Consider the following 16,000-nt stretch of genomic DNA (forward strand, 5'->3'; position numbering starts at 1 on the left):
AGATTTCGAAAAAGAGGTTTTATCTATAACGCTGAGCGCCTATATTTGTTCCTACAAGAAAATAGAGAGACGCGAGGAAGTAGTTCCTTACATTACTTGGTTTATGACGTTCAGTTTAATAGAAAAAAACGAAGCCCCAAAAATTTTTTGCATTTTTGGGGCTTTTAAATTTCTATGGTGGATGTTGTATCACAGCCTTTTAACTATGATTGCTGCTTAATAGGAAAGTAAACCAATTTCTTTAAAGGTGTCCAGGTTATAGCTTTTCATTTCCTTCAAAGCAATCGTATATAAGAAATCATTTGCATAAATAATTCTTTGAATCATGGATTCCCAATCTTCATATAACTGTGCTGGATTTTCTTTGGTAAGCAGCTCTGCCTTTAAAATGATTCCTGCTTCCGGTGTTATTTCGTAAATCATTGCACCATCTTGCTTATAGCTACTATATTCCTGCCCCTCTAGTTTGTCATAAATAGCCACGGGGAAACCATAGAGATTTTTCTCAACATGCTGGAACAATGCATGATGATCATATTGAATAGGTGAATATGTCCCTTGGCCACCAATTATCTCCGTGTCCACTTCCTTTGGATTTGCAAAGTCGCTAACATCAAAAAGGGATATCTTCATTCCTTCCGTCTGTATTATAGGCTCCTTGCTACCATTTGGTACAAAAGAAGTTGTTTCGTAGCCAAAGCCGATTAGATGGTTTTCCCCTAATGGATGTAGGTAATTACTGAAACCAGGAATTTTTAATTCGCCTAGCACTTTGGGCTTCTTAGGATCAGCGACATCAATCACAAACAACGGATCTGTTTCTCTGAATGTTACCATATATGCTTTGTCTCCCATAAATCTTGCCGAATAAATTCTTTCCTCTTTTGCTAAGCCTGTAATAGAACCTGCAATTTCCATGGATTTATCTAATATAAATAAATTATTTTCTGAAGTATTATTTTGGTCCCAAGGATTACCTGTTGTGGTGACTGTTCTAAAATATCCGTTATGCTCATCCATGGAAAATTGGTTAAGGATTGTTCCTGTGAGCTTAGCTGAATCAACAAATTCAACTGAGGTGTCCTGTAGAGAGAATTTATATACCTCGGTATCCATTTCACCAGGATTCCATATCATTTTTTTACTTGTTCCGGCCTCTCTATTCTTATAAATGACTGAGGTTAAATAAAGATTTTCTTTGGACATATATAATTGCTGACTTCCTCCTAGAAAACTCTTCGTCTTAGCCTCATTCACTAAAGGATTCGAAATATCTAATGCTGTAATAACGGTATAATTCCCATCCAAAGAATCAGGTAAGATTGAGATTTGTTGATAATCTAAAGGTTCAGCTTCTTGACTATTCTTTGAGTCATACGTGAATGGCCTTAACTCCGTGTCTTTGTTTTCCTTCATCATCCAATATCTTGGCATTACTGTTGAAACAAGGTAAAGAATATCTCCATTTAAACGTACCCCATTCATATAACCTTCCGAAGCTATTTCTCTCATTAGCTTTGGAGATTTAGGGTTAGAGATATCGTATAGAAAAACACTAGTCATACTTTCCCAAGCAGGATCTATTCGTGATTGAGAATCTCTAGCGTCCAAAGTATGATACACATTCTTTTGCCCAATCACTAGAAGTGTTTTCCCCTTCAATAAAAGTTGACTAGGATAGAATGAATCTGTAAATCGTATCTTATTTTCCATTTTCATATTCTTTCCATCATGAATACTATTAACAACAACATTATTTTCACTTATAGCAAATACATGAGAACCATTCGTCTGGACTATATCTGCTTCTTCTACTCCTTCAACTTGATTGTTCGTCGTGGAGTAACCCCCGCTTCCAGTAGATTTCGTTTCTGCTTCCATCGCCATGTCTTCGGCTGTTTCTTGTTTTACGTTTTCTCTTGATCCCATCACTAGCTTAAAATATGCCTCTAACTCTTCTCGAGACTTTACTGTAGGAAATGCTTCGTGGACCTCAAATGTATATTCACTTTTTCCTAGCCTATACTTTTCATCCACATAAAGAGTGTACTTACCTTTTTGGAGTCCAGTTATTTCAATGGACTTCCCTTTATTCGTCAGCTTATAAGCTGCTTTAACCTTATTTCCTGACTTATCCGTTAAATACACCGCCTCTTTTTCCAAGGCGTCTTTACTGACAGCCTTCGAAAAGTCCGCCTTAAAAATTTGGTTGGATAATACATAACTTTGTGCTGATACCTTTTGATTGGAAAAGTAAATCCAGACAGTACTAACCGTTAAACAAAGTCCTATTGCTATGAAGGATATTAGCCACTTTTTCATTTTGTGCTTCCTTTCTTTTACATTTATTTTAACTATTAGACTGAATTTTTTATAAATAGTTACAATACAATTTTATTGTTTTTTGTCGAATATTGTTATTAGAATTATAGAGAATTTTCTTACTTTCATATAACATAGATTAAGAGGGGGATGTAAAAAAACAAAGGGGGAAAAATTTTGAAGGCACTTACTCGATTTTCAAACACTTTAATGGTCAGATATCTACCTGATCCATACATATTTGTTGCAATGCTAACTCTATTAGTATTTTTGTTAGGGATAATCTTAACCGATTCTACGCCACTGGAAATGGCAACATATTGGGGAGATGGTTTTTGGGGATTACTATCTTTCACTATGCAAATGGTTGTTGTTTTGTTAGCTGGTCATGTACTGGCAAGTAGTCCGCTTTTCAAGAAAATATTGAGCTCTTTAGCTAGAATTGCTAAGTCACCAGGCTCAGCAATTTTGTTAGTTTCAGTAGTTTCTTTAATTGGCTGTTGGATTAACTGGGGGTTTGGTTTAGTAATTGGGGCACTTTTTGCCAAGGAAATTGCCAAGCAGGTTAAAAATGTAGACTACCGCCTATTAATTGCAAGTGCATATTCAGGATTTATCATTTGGCATGGTGGTCTAGCTGGTTCTATACCACTTTCTATTGCAACCGAGGGTCATCCATTTGCCGATATCATGGGCGTAATACCAACTACAGAGACATTATTTACACGGTATAATTTAATCATTGTAATTGCATTATTTATTTCTGTACCTCTTTTAAACAGATGGATGATGCCAAGCAAGGAAGATACATTGTCTATTGACCCTTCTTTGCTAGAGGAAGAGGTAGTAATAGAAAAATCTACTGAAAAACCTACTCCTGCCGCAAGACTAGAACGAAGCTATTTGTTGACCGGATTAATCGGTCTACTGGGACTAGTCTATTTGATAAACCATTTTATTACTAAAGGCTTTGACTTAAACTTAAATATTGTTAATCTTATTTTCGTTGTGCTTGGCATCATCTGTCACGGCACACCAAAAAACTTTTTATTAGCCGTTAAAAATGCTGCAAGTACAGTTGGAGATATCGTTATTCAATTTCCTTTTTACGCTGGCATCATGGGCATGATGGTTGCTTCTGGTCTAGCTGGAGTTGTTTCGGAAGCATTTATAAGCATTTCTAACGAGCATACATTTTACCTCTTCACTTTTTATGCTGCTGGAATAGTTAACTTCTTCATTCCTTCTGGTGGAGGACAATGGACTGTTCAAGCACCAATTATGTTGGAGGCTGCATCAGCACTTGACCTAGACTACGCAAAAACTGCCATGGCTATTGCCTGGGGAGATGCCTGGACGAACATGATTCAGCCATTCTGGGCTCTACCAGCTTTGGCAATTGCCGGGTTAAAGGCAAAAGATATCATGGGTTATTGTGTATTTGTATTATTATTAAGCGGTGTCATTATTAGCATAGGTCTGTTCTTTTTCTAAAAATATTATTTATACATTCCCCTTATATGCTAAAGAGGATCCCTTTTCATGGGATCCTCTTTTCTTATTCTTCAAACGGCCATTTCGGTAGCATTCTGTTTAACTTTTTATCTTCACGATAGCCAAGCACATATTCTGCCTGCATGATTGTATGGATTTCTCTTGTTCCTTCATAAATGACAGGCGCCTTCGAGTTTCTTAGATATCGAGCGACCGGATACTCATCGGAATATCCATAAGCTCCATGAATTTGAACTGCATCGTCAGCAGCCTTATTAGCAAAGTCACATGCCTGCCATTTTGCCAAGGAGGTCTCTCTAGTATTGCGTACCCCTTTGTTCTTAAGTTCTCCAACCCGATAAACAAGCAGACGGCTCATTTGAAGACCGGCTTCCATTTTGGCAATCATTTGTTGCACAAGCTGATGCTTGCCAATCTCTTTCCCAAAGGTTTCTCGTTCCTTAGCATATTTAACACAGGCTTCTAGACACGCGAGCGATAGACCTGCAGCCCCAGCGGCAACTGTAAACCTACCATTGTCTAAAGAAGCCATTGCAATTTTAAAACCTTCTCCTACTTCTCCTAGAAGATTCTCTTTAGGCACTTTCATGTTTTCGAAGAAGATTTCCCCGGTATTCCCTGACTTAATGCCATATTTTCCTTTGATGGCCTTGGAATAAAAGCCCTCCATTGTACGTTCCACGATGAACGCACTAATCCCATGATGCTTTTTAGATTTATCGGTATAAGCAAACACGATAAAATGGTCTGCCGCATCACATAAGGAGATCCAAGTTTTTTGCCCATTTAAAATATAATTATCACCATCTCGAACAGCTACGGTAGACATTGCAGCTACATCGGAGCCAGCTCCAGGCTCTGTAAGACCGAAAGCACCTATTTTTTCTCCCTTAGCTTGTGGCTCCAAATACTTCTGCTTTTGTTCCTCTGTTCCCCATTGCAGTAAGGTCATCGAGTTTAAGCCCGTATGAACGGATACAGCTGTTCTAAAAGCAGTGTCTCCTCTTTCTAATTCTTCACACACAATAGCAAGAGAATTATAGTCCATACCACTTCCGCCGTATTTCTCAGGGATACAAACTCCCATCAATCCCAATTCAGAAAGACGGCTCCATATTTTAGGATCAAACGCACCCTGCTCCTCCCACTTTGCGATATGAGGGATGATTTCGTTATCTACAAATTGTCGAACGGTCTTACGAAGAAGCTCCTGCTCATCTGAGAATTCAAAGTTCAATCTTCTCACCTCTTGCCACATATTCTTTTATTTCTACTCCTCTTGCCGCCATTTCTCTAATATATAACTCCCCTGGTACAATCAGCTCTGGTGTAGAGACTCCTGGTTTTTTAATAACACCATTCCCAATCATTTGTGCTACGACCGAAATAGTGTTTGCTGTTGCGCGAGCCATAGCAGTTTCACCGGATAGAGGGTCCTTTTTGGTTGCCATCTCATACGTATAGATTGTCTCATCACCGTCTTTTTCCCCTTTTACAACAACTCTTAGTAGTACTGCATCCTCTTTGTCTCCAAGGAGAAGAGAAGGTGTAAGTACTTCTTTTAGCACTTCTCGAACGTTGATAATATTGCCACCAGCGTTTACCGTCTTGTTCTTATCAGTAAGACCTAAATCTACTAATAACTTAAACTTTTCAGCGTGTCCCTTGTATCGGATTGTCTTATACTCCAGTGTTTGGACATTTGGAAATGATTTAGTCAGAGTGGATGTACCCCCTGCTGTATGGAATGCTTCTAGCTCCTCATAACCTTCAAACTGAATTGGCTCAACTTCTGTTAAAGAGGCAATTTCCTCTAGTTGGCCATTTCTAATTACATGCGATGGGTCTGTGTAATGATCGAATACTCCTTCTAGGGAGAAAACAATATTGTATTTAAATATCCCTTCAGGCTCAACTGGAATTCCACCCACGTATAGGTGAATATCCGTCACCTCATCTAATTTACTTGCACCGTAGCCAGTAAGTATATTAATCATTCCAGGAGCAACTCCAAGATCCGGTATTAAAGTTATTCCTTTTTCACGAGCCTTTTCATCCAACGAAAGCACCGCATCTGTCGCTCCACCAATATGACCACCGAGGTCGATGGAGTGAACGCCAACCTCTACTGCGATTCGTGCCACTTTTTCATTGAACGAATAAAATAATGCGTTAATCACGACATCTGCCTTTTTCATGACCTCCATCAAATTGACATCGTCGTTTGCATCTAGCCTTAATACTTCTATCTTAGAATTTTGCATCTTCTCTTTAAACATATTTGCCTGTCCCACATCTAAATCACATAAATAAATTTTATCTACATTTGGACTCAAAATTAAATCCCTTGCAGCCTCTTTACCCATTAAACCTGCACCTAATACAGCAACCTTCATATCATTATCCTCCTTATTCTGTGTCTATTTGCGCTCTCTGTAACTTTCCGCTGTAATCTATATAGATACTTTTCCACTCTGTATAAACATCTAACGCTGCTACTCCGGAATCTCGGTGTCCATTTCCAGTTCCTTTTGTCCCTCCAAACGGCAGATGAATTTCTGCCCCTGTTGTTCCTGCATTGACATAGACAATACCCGTATCAAGGTCACGCTGCGCTCTAAATATTTTATTAACATCTCGAGAAAAAATAGAACTAGATAAACCAAATTTCACACCATTGTTTACTTCGATTGCTTCCTCTAAGGAATCAACCTCGATTAAAGAAACAACCGGACCAAAAATTTCTTCCTGAGCAATTCTCATATCGGGCTTAACATTAGAGAATAGAGTTGGTGCATAATAGTTCCCTTTTGCTAAATCACCATTGTCTAAAATTTCTCCACCTACTACTAAATTAGCACCCTCCTCTTTTCCTATCTGGACATAAGAGTGTATTTTCTCTAGGGCATTTTTGTTAATAACTGGGCCTACTTTAACGGATTCATCCATGCCGTCTCCTATGGTCAACTTCTCCATTCTTTCAAGAAGCATTGTCTCCAATTCCTTCTTCACATCTTTGTGTACAATCACCCTACTGCATGCTGTACAACGTTGTCCCGCTGTCCCGAACGCGCTCCACAAAATGCCTTCTACTGCAAGATTTAAATCTGCGTCCTCCATAACAATTACTGCGTTTTTGCCGCCCATTTCTAAGGACACTTTTTTCAAGTGTTTCCCTCCGAGTTCTGCCACCTTACTTCCAGTGTCTGTAGATCCAGTAAAGGAAATAACCTTGACATCCTCATGTTCAATCATTGCTGTCCCTACTTCTGATCCAGACCCAAAAACGACGTTTGCCACTCCAGGCGGCAAACCAACTTCTTGGAATATCTTAGCCATTTCATAGGCCATCATTGGGGTTTCAGTAGCTGGTTTCCAAATAAATGCATTTCCTGCCACTATTGCCGGAAATGACTTCCACGTAGCAATCGCAACCGGAAAATTCCATGGAGTTATTAGCCCCACTACTCCAATCGGTGCTCGAACACTCATTGCAAATTTATCTGCTAGCTCAGAAGGTGTTGTTTCACCGAATAACCTTCTTCCCTCACCCGCCATATAAAAGGCCATGTCTATGCCTTCCTGAACTTCTCCCCGACCTTCCTCAATGACTTTCCCCATTTCTTTTGTCAACACTTGGGCAAGATGTTCCTTTCTTTCTTTCATTAGTCTGCCAATTTCATATAGATAGTCTGCTCGCTTTGGAGCCGGAACTAGTGCCCACTTTTTTTGCGCATTGACGGCTGCCTTGACTGCTCTGTCCACATCTTCTTTTGTAGACATCCTTACCTCCGCTAGCTGCTCACCATTTGCAGGGTTCAATACAGCTGTATATGTTGCTTCTCCCTCTTGCCATTCCCCATTAATAAAGTTTGATAATTTCATTTTCCTACCCCTTTCCTTATAAATTGAAAACGGTTTCATAAATATTACATTCTCTAACTTCTATTAAAACCCTTTAAAAAAACTAAAAAATTTGAAAAATTGAAAAGCTGAAACCTTTTATTTTATTGTTCGTATACATATTTAATTACTATGAGGAGGGAAATATATAATGAATAATCATGAAATAGATTACAAATTGTATGGTGACGATATGCAGTTTGTTGAAATTGAACTAGATCCGCAGGAAACAGTCGTTGCAGAAGCAGGAAGCTTAATGATGATGGAGGACGGAATCTCTATGGAAACCATCTTTGGCGACGGCTCTGGCAACAGTGGAAGTGGCCTGATGGGGAAATTAATGGGTGCAGGTAAACGTATGTTAACCGGCGAAAGTTTATTCATGACTACCTTTACAAATGTAGGTAATGGGAAAAAACATGTTTCCTTCGCCTCTCCATATCCAGGGAAGATTATTCCAATGGATTTAAGCGAGCATCGTGGAAAAATCATTTGTCAAAAGGATGCTTTTTTGGCTGCTGCTAAGGGAGTATCTGTAGGAGTAGAGTTTCAACGTAAATTAGGTACCGGTTTCTTTGGTGGAGAGGGATTCATCATGCAAAAGCTTGAAGGAGATGGTCTAGCATTTGTCCATGCAGGTGGTACAATTCACCAGAAAGTTTTACAACCGGGTGAGGTATTACGAGTAGACACTGGATGTCTAGTTGCTATGACTTCAGAAGTCGATTACAACATAGAAATGGTAAAAGGCGTTAAAACTGCTCTATTTGGAGGAGAAGGATTATTCTTCGCAACTTTACGTGGCCCTGGAACAGTTTGGATTCAATCCCTTCCGTTTAGCCGTCTAGCTAGCCGAGTATTTGCTGCTGCTCCACAAACTCCTGGTGGTGGTTCTAAGGGAGAAGGTAGTATTACTGGAGGCTTGTTTGATCTTTTAGGCGGTAAATAACGAAAATAGATGTCCATAAATTACAAGAAAGCTTGAATATGTACCCAAAGGCAAGAATGTTGTTTTTACAGCATGCTTGTCTTTTTGAATTCTGAACGTCTTTTTTAAACATATAATTATTTTAACCCAGCATATTGCTTATAATTTTGAACTCCTCCCTTCATATACTAATTAATAAGAATAGAAGCACCATATTTCTTATAGAAATGAAGGGGGAATTATAAATGGAATATAATTTTGGATTTTGGCTTGGTCTTTTAGGTATTATCTTAGCGGTAGTCGGCTACTTTTTCTATCCGATTTGGCTTGGAATTGCTGCCGTTGTATTAGGTTTCGTAGCACTATATCATTATAAGCAAATAATCTTGGGCTGGCTGTCAATTATATTAGGAGTTATTATATTATTACTTCAATTTATATGATTTGAGAATCAATGACCGAAGTACTAAATAGAGGTTACTGGTTAATACCAGTTTAGGAGAAAATAGTTTATAGGCATGTGTGGAATCCCATATATGCCTTTTATTTTAAATAAAATTGATATTCTGCTTCCATTAGAGTTCATATTTAATAGTAGTTATGCAGTATCATTTACCCCAAAAGTAACATATACATACAATAACTTCCCCTATCAATTGGACATTAAGCGAAATCCTATTTATTTATTCTTATAGAAATGAATGCAGAAATGTTGACAATATAAGTTGAATTTTAAAAAAACATCCGACTTATCAAACATATAAAGGAATCCATATTAATGACATCTTTAGCTATCCTAATTTCCATATTCTCCTGGATGGGATTACAAGACATTTTTAGATATGGATTCTATTCATTTATGTAATCAACCCAGCTTACTCGGATTGTTCTCTTCCATTTTTATGTATAGTATAGCAGGAAACTAGCTGTGTATTTTCCCGCTACCTTAGTATAAATTTACTTAATGCATGATTGATATAATAATTTTGAAAACTAAAAGTGAATAAAAAGCTATATTCTTTCACTTTGACACATACCCCTTCAAGTAAAGTTAGAGAAGTATATTCTCATCTTACCCATTATTATTTAGCGTACACTCTTCTCAACCTCAAGAAGAAAAAACTATTTGCACCCAAAAAAATAACAATATCAAAGTTACAATTGTAGTTATTGGAACGACTATCAATGTTACGCTTAAATAATCTTTCCAAGAGACCTTTATCTTGTTACTTTTTAGAATATGCATCCAAATTAGTGAGGCAAGTGTACCGATAGGTAATAATAATGCCCCCATATCGCTACCAATAATATTCGCAAGATAAATAGTCTTTAAAGTAATTGGATCTAATCCCATCTCTGTTAAAGTAATGGTTCCAATCATTAGCGCCGGATGATTATTGAATATATTAGAAAGAACGGATACTAATCCTCCCATGATAATACTTGCTTGAAACAATCCCTGATTTACAATTGGTTCACATAATTGAACTAATAGTGATGTCAATCCTACATTATTCAACCCGTATATTATGACATACATTGAAAATGCAAAAACAAGTATATGCCAAGGGGTCTTCTTAAGTATATCAACTGGACTAGTCCTTAAATGATACCATCTCCACAACAATAGTACAGCAGATCCAAGTACTGCGACAATCTCAATAGGTATGGTTAAATATGATGCAATAAAAAGTAGACATCGAATAATAAATACAAATACTAATATTTTCAACATAAATTTGGAACGTTTTTGTTTTGTTTCAAATGAAGTCTTTGCTTTGAACGGATGAAAATTTTTAGTGAAAAAGAATTCTTCTATGTCCATTGAGGAATTTGGTAAAATTTTCGGTAGTTTTTTTCTTAAGACAATATACATTAAGAAAGACATGAATAACAAACCCAATGTTGAAGGAACGAACATCATTGCCGTATGTGCCCAAAGTGACATATCAACTATCTTTAATGCAATTAAGTTTACAATATTACTTACTCCAATCGGCGCACTGGAAGCAGTTGCTATTAAAGCTCCACTTAACAAATAAGGAAGCTGCTGACGAGGTTTTAAACGAAGATTTTTTAAGAGCAGGATTAATATTGGAGTTGTAATTAATATACTTCCATCATTATTAAATAATAATGTCATCAAAAAACATAATAATTGAATATACCAATATAACCGAAGTCCAGACCCCCTTGCCAAGCTTGTCAGCCTAGCCGCTACCCAATTAAAAAATCCAAAGCTTTCTAATATTATAGCCATGACAATTGTTGCGATAATGGTTAAAGAGGCACTTCCAATTTTAGTAATAATATCTATAACGTCAGCCTGAGACACTATTCCTGTAAGTATAATAATTGCTGCACCTACTGAAGCTGGCCATGCCTCATTTAACTCTTTTGGTCTCCAAAATATGACAATCATAGTTGCTAGGAACACCAAACTGGCGATTCCAATCTGAAAGCTCATGCATATACCATTTCCTCTCGAAATAAAAATAAATGTTTGTCCGTTTCCATATATGTATATTCGCTTTTCTCTAGAAAGAGCAAGATGTCTGTCTATAGCTTGGAATTATATATTTTTTAACAAAAAACGCCTATTAAAAAAATAGACATTTGAGCATTTTTATAAATGACAACTTACTATTCAAAAACTAACTTTTGTCAATTTGTTCATGCAGGAGCAGGTTGCAACTCGTGGGCTGTTTAAGACATATACAGCATTTAAAAGAAAGCACAAAAGTGTCTGTTATCTTTTACCCCATACACAAGAATAGAAAATAGGCTGTCGATACTTTCTCGTCAGCCATAAAGGACGGTTTTATTCTTACAATTTATAACTATTTGTGAAGTTATGCAGGCTCGCAAGTGAAATTTTAATTCTAAGTAGATGTACATTAATTATGTTTAAACTTGGTGTAAAGTTTTAATATGATCTAGATTTAAATAATACGAATGCAATTTTGCTCCATGAATTTCAACTAAATTTTCCTCTATTTCGTTTAATTTTCCTATATGACTTTTATTCCCCCCAGCATTAAGCACGACAATTTTATCTTTGAACTTTTCAATTTGTTGTTTAAATGTGCTTGCTAATATCTGCCTACTCGATTGCACTAGGCTATTATGAAAGTTTTTACCGTAGGGACTTTCGTTTTCAGCGTAGGGTATAAGCACCTTTAAGTGACGGAGGGAAACATATACTATTTTATAAACAGGGGAATAGAATTCAATATAATCGTCCATCAAACTTAAAATATATCCATGAATAGGCGGTCCATCTGTTACATACAGCTCAACGTAATTTCCTTTAGCTTGAGTAAGAATCTCTCTAAAAGAAAGATCTTTTTCCTCTTCAACTGTAGAGATAGTTGGAGCGTGTGTAGGAGCCATAATATCATCTTCATTAATATTTACTTCAAAACGCTGTATATGTTCTAAAGAAATGTATACAAAATCTATCCCATTAAAAAGGACAACCAGATCACTTCCTGAATCTACGAGCGTACCATTCATCATTTTTTTCCCTGAAACCTCTATTTCGACAACTTCTGTTATAAGATTTTGAATAATATTATTCAAGGTTAACCCTCCTTTCTAGTTATTATCTAAATAGCAAAATCATACATTTAAGCTTAGAGAAATTTAAGGGTAAGTTACATAAACTCATATATTTCATCACCATTAGTCATTTGGAGAGCCTCGTTTATTAAACGCTACTTATTCCTGTCGTTGCCTGTCAGGCTCTATTTCCTAGTCTTTCTTCGATTATTTGCTGGTATCTCTTTTTCGAAAATTCCATTAAAGCATAATACTGTCTTTCCAACATGAAGTCTTCCGTTTGTTTTCCGTAGATTACTTTTTGGTTGCTTTCTTCTTGCCCATACTTTTCAAAAGCATCAGATTCTATATTTTGAAGACGCTCATACATATTGGTTGCATGATTCATTAAAGAATAATACTGTTTTTCTAAAATTGCTCTTTCTTCTTTTGGGTTTAACTTTATAATTGAGGTTTCAGGTACAGTTATTATTTCGTGCTCAAGATTTTCATTGGTGAAATTAATTTTTTTCATTTTTAATTTTATTTTTTTTTTCCTTTTACGCCTAAAATAAAATAAGTTATTAAAGTCGTTCAGGTCCTGTTCTCTTTCGTTTTCTTTTACTTCTGGTATTAATACATCATTTTCTTCAGCAGTTTCTGGGGAATGTATAGTTTGGGACTCAGCTTTTATAAATCTAAAAGGCAGGGATTTTTTGGAGGTTATATTTTCTTCTAAATTAGTTTCCATTATAGGCTCTACGCTATTAAGAGTTTTACTTTCGTTTATAATATTATCGGGATTTGCTGCGCGTAAAAATCGTTCTCTTATAGGCTGTACACCTTGTCTATTAGGCTGTAACGAGTCATTGAACTTTGGCATCCTAACTTTTTTATAAACAAATGAATCTTCCTCTTCATTAGCTCTAACTGTATTTTCTTTTACAATTTTATGATCTATATTTGCAATATCAGTTGCTTCTTCTTGTTTTTCTTCTATATTAAAGTCATTTGGATCTTCCTCTTGGTCGGCTCTCTCCAAAATTTCAATTTTTGTTAGTTGTTCCGTTAGCGTCACAGTTTCTTCTAAGTTCTCTTCCAAAACAAAATCAGTCAGACCTTCCTCTTGGTGGATACTATTTAGAATCTCAATTTCTGTTAGCTGTTCCATCAACGTATTGTTCACAGCTTCTTCTAAGTTCTCTTCCAGAACAAAATCAGTCGGACCTTCCTCTTGGTCGGTACTATTTAGAATCTCAATTTCTGTTAGTTGTTCCGTCAACGTATTGTCCACAACTTCTTCTAAGTTCTCTTCCAGAACAAAATCAGTCGGACCTTCCTCTTGGTCGGTACTATTTAGAATTTCAATTTTTGTTAGTTGTTCCATCAACGTATTGTTCACAGCTTCTTCTAAGTTCTCTTCCAAATTGCCTATCCCTAAAATAGGCCTCACAGATGTTCCCTCTTGCAGATTTTGTTTTTCTGTATCCCGCTTATTATTATGTTTATCAATCTTAATCACTTCCTGTGCCCTACTATTATTAACAAGAGGTATATATGATTGCTCAACATAAAGATGTTCCTTACTATTAAATAAACTAATCTGTTTTTCAGTAATCTTGCTAAAGACACTTGATATGCTCGAGTGTGGCACATAAATTAGATTTTCATCATTTACTAATACGATATAATCTTTATAGATTTTGCTTAAGACTCCTATTAGTTGCTGATTACTGAAACTATTAATCTTAACCCAGTTGTATTTCATTCCTATTAATGTATTCGTGAAATAGTTACTGTTAAGATAGGGTACCGCTTCAGAGGAAATAAAATTATCCTTAGCATTTTTTGAAAAAGCAAGAATATGATGTAGGGAGATATAGTAGACGTTATTAGTTATTTCACAGATCAGGTAATCGTTTTTGACATTCAACAAGATTCCCTCAATAAATTGATCGCCCTTAAGAAACAAACCAACTTTGTTACGTTTTAGGGCGCTTAAAGCTTCTTCAATTTTTTTAGACTGCATTGGTAGCGCCTCCTTTTAAAACATTCGTCGACTCTGAATTACAGAAACGACGAACGCATGGTCATCTATTCATTTTCATTTTTTACTTCATGATTGATATTTGCTTCATTTATTTCCACTTCGTGCTTAGGCTTTTCACCTTTTTGGTGCTTATCTTCGTGTTTTGCTTTCTCTTCCTTGTTTGCTTTTTCTTCGCGTTTTTCTTTGTCTTCTTTGTTTGCTTTACCTTCGTGTTTTTCTTTGTCTTCTTTGTTTGCTTTACCTTCGTGTTTTTCTTTGTCTTCTTTGTTTGCTTTACCTTCGTGTTTTTCTTTGTCTTCTTTGCTTGCTTTACTTTCGTGTTTTTCTTTGTCTTCTTTATTTGCTTTACCTTCGTGTTTTTCTTTGTCTTCTTTGTTTGCTTTACCTTCGTGTTTTTCTTTGTCTTCTTTGTTTGCTTTATCTTCGTGTTTTTCTTTGTCTTCTTTATTTGATTTATCTTCTTTGTTTGCTTTATCATTGTGACTCTGTTCATTTACGGTATTGGCTTTGTCTTCATTATTTTCTTTCTTTTCTTTACTTTCTTTATTTCCTTTGTCGCTACTATTTTTTTTATCTTTACTATGTTCATCTTTATCTTTTTCTTTGGACTTTTCTTTTTTATCATCTTTGGATTTTCCACATGTAGAAATTTGGCTAATGTTACGCATATGGAACAAGGAAACCCGAATTACTTCTTCGTTTGAAATTATAGTTACAAATTCATTATTAACGCCTTCCAATACACCTTCTAATGATTCTGGTCCACCGCGATTAACTTTGACCCATTTATATCTCAGACACTCTAAAATATCTTGAAAATCTCTCGCTTGTATAAAATCTAATTCCTCTGTTTCCACTTCTAAATCCACAGATTTTTTAGCGTTATGTGTCAAACTCTTCACGTGATGTCTATTATAGTAAATGATTCCATCCTCTTTAGTGTGCAATGTAAGATAATCCTTTCCTACTGCAAGCAGCCTACCTACGCGCGATTCTGGCCCACCTCTATCCACCTTAATAATCCTATTTACTAAAGAAAGCAGCATTTCTTTCTCCATAAAATTCCCCCCTTTTTATTATCCTAGTATCTATATGTATCTTAGGATTATTAAGTAACAGACATAAGCCTAACTATCCTTGATAGGCCAAGCTAATTAGTTTAATTTTTAAAATTCGCCGATTCTAGAAATCAGAAACGACGAATAAATTTTTATATATTTACTTAGGACTTTGTATTATCCTCAGTTTTTTTTTCATTAGAGTCCTTGTTTTTACGATCTTTTACTTCGTAACTAACGTTTCTAATATGGAACATAGAAATTCTGATAACTTCTTCTTTCGCTATAATGGTTACAAAATTATCGTTTACTTGATCGACAATGCCTTCTAGCTTTTCTGGTCCTCCACGATTAATTTGTACCCAATGGTATTTTAAGCTTTCTAAAACTCCCTTAAAATCCTCTGCTTGAATAAATCTAAAATCTTCAGGAACTTGAAAATCAAATTGCGAATCGTTTTTTGTATTTGAAGTTAAACTTTTTATGTGATGAGTTCTATAATATACAACACCTTCGTTTTCAGTTAACAACGCGATGTAGTCTCCTCCTACCGCAATTAGCCTTCCTTCCCTGGATTCTGGACCACCTCTGTCTATTTTTATGATGTTATCAACAAGGGAGTGTAACATTTTAATATCCAATTCTTCTAGCCTCCTTTTTATTTATCTTAATATTCATATGTAT

Annotated in this window: 12 protein-coding genes; 3 read left to right on the forward strand and 9 right to left on the reverse strand. The window is 36.0% G+C overall.

All coding sequences use genetic code 11. From position 1 onward, the window contains the following. Positions 1 to 216: 216 nt before the first annotated feature. A complete protein-coding gene (locus D0S48_RS09730; RefSeq protein WP_144539956.1) occupies positions 217 to 2,322 on the reverse strand; it encodes a beta-propeller domain-containing protein in 2,106 nt (701 codons plus the stop codon). 177 nt (positions 2,323 to 2,499) lie between these two features. Here D0S48_RS09730 and D0S48_RS09735 point away from each other — a divergent pair, with 177 nt between their 5' ends. Then, positions 2,500 to 3,816 (forward strand): short-chain fatty acid transporter, encoded by a 1,317-nt coding sequence (locus tag D0S48_RS09735; protein WP_144539958.1) that lies wholly within the window; start codon positions 2,500 to 2,502, stop codon positions 3,814 to 3,816. A 64-nt stretch (positions 3,817 to 3,880) separates the two neighbouring features. On the opposite strand, the gene D0S48_RS09740 is transcribed toward D0S48_RS09735, so the two are convergent. Genes D0S48_RS09740 through D0S48_RS09750 form a run of 3 tightly spaced genes read right to left on the reverse strand, consistent with a single transcriptional unit; the run spans position 3,881 to position 7,722 of the window. Next, a complete protein-coding gene (locus tag D0S48_RS09740) occupies positions 3,881 to 5,074 on the reverse strand; it encodes an acyl-CoA dehydrogenase family protein (RefSeq protein WP_151111457.1) in 1,194 nt (397 codons plus the stop codon). After that, a complete protein-coding gene (locus D0S48_RS09745) occupies positions 5,064 to 6,233 on the reverse strand; it encodes a saccharopine dehydrogenase family protein (RefSeq protein WP_144539962.1) in 1,170 nt (389 codons plus the stop codon). The genes D0S48_RS09740 and D0S48_RS09745 overlap by 11 nt, the downstream gene beginning before the upstream one ends. 13 nt (positions 6,234 to 6,246) lie before the next feature. Continuing rightward, entirely contained in the window at positions 6,247 to 7,722 is a 1,476-nt protein-coding gene (locus D0S48_RS09750; RefSeq protein WP_144539964.1) for an aldehyde dehydrogenase family protein, read from the reverse strand. Between the two features lie 169 nt (positions 7,723 to 7,891). Here D0S48_RS09750 and D0S48_RS09755 point away from each other — a divergent pair, with 169 nt between their 5' ends. Both D0S48_RS09755 and D0S48_RS09760 read left to right on the forward strand, forming a co-directional pair. Further along, positions 7,892 to 8,689: a TIGR00266 family protein gene (locus tag D0S48_RS09755; RefSeq protein ID WP_144539966.1), complete on the forward strand. Its 798-nt coding sequence runs from the start codon at positions 7,892 to 7,894 to the stop codon at positions 8,687 to 8,689. Positions 8,690 to 8,913: 224 nt separating this feature from the next. Continuing rightward, complete coding sequence (locus tag D0S48_RS09760; RefSeq protein WP_144539968.1) at positions 8,914 to 9,111, forward strand: C4-dicarboxylate ABC transporter; 198 nt, start codon at positions 8,914 to 8,916, stop codon at positions 9,109 to 9,111. A gap of 665 nt (positions 9,112 to 9,776) precedes the next feature. Here the strand turns inward: D0S48_RS09760 and D0S48_RS09765 are convergent. The 5 genes from D0S48_RS09765 to D0S48_RS09785 form a co-directional block, all read right to left on the reverse strand. After that, positions 9,777 to 11,135 (reverse strand): arsenic transporter, encoded by a 1,359-nt coding sequence (locus D0S48_RS09765; RefSeq protein ID WP_151111461.1) that lies wholly within the window; start codon positions 11,133 to 11,135, stop codon positions 9,777 to 9,779. A 440-nt stretch (positions 11,136 to 11,575) separates the two neighbouring features. Then, positions 11,576 to 12,250 (reverse strand): DUF2642 domain-containing protein, encoded by a 675-nt coding sequence (locus D0S48_RS09770; RefSeq protein WP_144539972.1) that lies wholly within the window; start codon positions 12,248 to 12,250, stop codon positions 11,576 to 11,578. Positions 12,251 to 12,407: 157 nt separating this feature from the next. Further along, positions 12,408 to 14,237, reverse strand: a complete 1,830-nt coding sequence (locus D0S48_RS09775) for a hypothetical protein (RefSeq protein ID WP_151111463.1) — start codon at positions 14,235 to 14,237, stop codon at positions 12,408 to 12,410. A 65-nt stretch (positions 14,238 to 14,302) separates the two neighbouring features. Then, positions 14,303 to 15,316, reverse strand: a complete 1,014-nt coding sequence (locus D0S48_RS20610; protein WP_191963905.1) for a hypothetical protein — start codon at positions 15,314 to 15,316, stop codon at positions 14,303 to 14,305. A 164-nt stretch (positions 15,317 to 15,480) separates the two neighbouring features. Further along, the gene (locus D0S48_RS09785; RefSeq protein WP_144539976.1) at positions 15,481 to 15,957 is read right to left on the reverse strand and encodes a hypothetical protein; all 477 of its coding nucleotides are present in this window, start codon (positions 15,955 to 15,957) and stop codon (positions 15,481 to 15,483) included. Between the last annotated feature and the right edge of the window lie 43 nt (positions 15,958 to 16,000).

The sequence above is a fragment of the Psychrobacillus sp. AK 1817 genome (assembly GCF_008807035.1).
GTDB lineage: Bacteria > Bacillota > Bacilli > Bacillales_A > Planococcaceae > Psychrobacillus > Psychrobacillus faecigallinarum.

Bases quoted from the DNA above. Each gene is read 5' to 3' on its own strand.
- D0S48_RS09730 (WP_144539956.1), bottom strand. From the start codon at position 2,322: ATGAAAAAGTGGCTAATATCCTTCATAGCAATAGGACTTTGTTTAACG.
- D0S48_RS09745 (WP_144539962.1), bottom strand. From the start codon at position 6,233: ATGAAGGTTGCTGTATTAGGTGCAGGTTTAATGGGTAAAGAGGCTGCA.
- D0S48_RS09750 (WP_144539964.1), bottom strand. From the start codon at position 7,722: ATGAAATTATCAAACTTTATTAATGGGGAATGGCAAGAGGGAGAAGCA.
- D0S48_RS09755 (WP_144539966.1), top strand. From the start codon at position 7,892: ATGAATAATCATGAAATAGATTACAAATTGTATGGTGACGATATGCAG.
- D0S48_RS09760 (WP_144539968.1), top strand. From the start codon at position 8,914: ATGGAATATAATTTTGGATTTTGGCTTGGTCTTTTAGGTATTATCTTA.
- D0S48_RS09765 (WP_151111461.1), bottom strand. From the start codon at position 11,135: ATGAGCTTTCAGATTGGAATCGCCAGTTTGGTGTTCCTAGCAACTATG.
- D0S48_RS09775 (WP_151111463.1), bottom strand. From the start codon at position 14,237: ATGCAGTCTAAAAAAATTGAAGAAGCTTTAAGCGCCCTAAAACGTAAC.
- D0S48_RS20610 (WP_191963905.1), bottom strand. From the start codon at position 15,316: ATGGAGAAAGAAATGCTGCTTTCTTTAGTAAATAGGATTATTAAGGTG.